The 1333-nt window shown below is 45.8% G+C and carries 1 protein-coding gene and 1 pseudogene; one reads left to right on the top strand and one right to left on the bottom strand.

Translation table 11 applies throughout. The features are described from left to right. Positions 1-649 (top strand): annotated as a pseudogene (locus tag AACR77_RS14110) (IS1595 family transposase); the annotation flags it as partial. A gap of 120 nt (positions 650-769) precedes the next feature. Here the strand turns inward: AACR77_RS14110 and AACR77_RS14105 are convergent. Further along, positions 770-1201 carry a CopD family protein gene (locus AACR77_RS14105; RefSeq protein ID WP_197055494.1) on the bottom strand — a complete coding sequence of 144 codons (432 nt, stop codon included), beginning with the start codon at positions 1199-1201 and terminating at the stop codon, positions 770-772. Positions 1202-1333: the final 132 nt, after the last annotated feature.

Below are 1333 nucleotides of genomic sequence, written 5' to 3'. Positions count from 1 at the left end.
GGCACAATGCTGGGAAGACTACGCCCAGGCCCTCATCGACGGGCTGACCGTCCGACAGGCTGCCGCCCTCTGTGGGGTATGCAATAACACTGCTTTCTTGTGGCGTCACCGCTTCCTGAAAGCCATGGCGAGCCACCAGGTGGCACGGGATTCTTCCTGGAGTCATTCAAAGGACAGTGCAGATTACCCGTCATCGTGGCGGCAAAGGCCGTATCCGAGGCACAGGGCTGGATTACATCCTGGTGATGGTGGTGCAAGACAGAGCAGGCCACCTGGCCGAATCCATCTGGAGCGACTCAATGCCAAGACCGTCACGGCGGTGCAACCGCTTATTGCCCCAGATGCACTACTGTGCAGTGATGGCGTCGAGGTGTATGCCAGTTTCAGCGAGGGACAAGGGATAACGCATCAGGTGGTGCGCAACCGTGCGGGAGAACGGGTGGTGGGGGCATATCACATCCAGCATGTGAACGGGTACCACAGGCAGTTGAAGTAGTGGATAGAGCGGTTCCATAGGGTAGCGATCCATTATCTGAGGAATCATCTGGGTTGGCGAAGGATGTTGGAGCACTATGGACGGAACGTGACTGTCTCACGTTGCTTGCATGAGGTGCTGGAGCGCCTCATGCAACACGTAATTGGGACATAGCCTAATTAAAGGCTAATTATTTTTTTGCATACCTCATTTTTTACAAAATACCGATTTTGGTTTTAAGTCTGTGTTTATACATTCACAGTGCAGCAATGTGGTTTAACTAATACTAGCTTTCTAGTATAACCAGCCGGTCCTAAACGAAACGCCTACAAAAACAAATAGAATGGATATGATGGTCACAGCTCGTATATGCCATCCCATTAAAGCTAAATTTGATTTGCTTAAATTAGGAATTACACGAAACCTTGCATTTATCGCAAGACAGGCCGTCATAGTCAGTAATGTCAATTTTATGAGAATGACATTTGTCACTTTGTTATCAAAATCAAACCAAGTCAACACATTACTCTCAATGTTCAATGCTAGATAGAAACCTGTAATTATCTGCATTATTAAAGCCGGCATTCCAATTCTTTCGTACACGGATTCAAAATCTAATAATATTTTAGTTGACGATTCTGTTAGTGCTTTAGGAAGAATGATAAGAGCTAGTACAATGTGTCCCCCCGTCCAGATTGTTGCACCTAATATATGGAAAAATAACATCACGCCATGCATTATATACACCCCAACCAAATTAGCATTTTAAATGCCAAATATAACTCAGTAATTTTGTTTTTCCTAGCATAAAACTACCTGATTACCCATGACCCTCAGCCAGCTTCAAGAGCCGATATG

This window comes from Aeromonas sp. ZOR0002, from assembly GCF_963866995.1.
GTDB lineage: Bacteria > Pseudomonadota > Gammaproteobacteria > Enterobacterales > Aeromonadaceae > Aeromonas > Aeromonas caviae.
The sequence above is the reverse complement of the archived record's forward strand: the minus strand, read 5'-3'. Positions and strand labels throughout refer to the sequence as shown.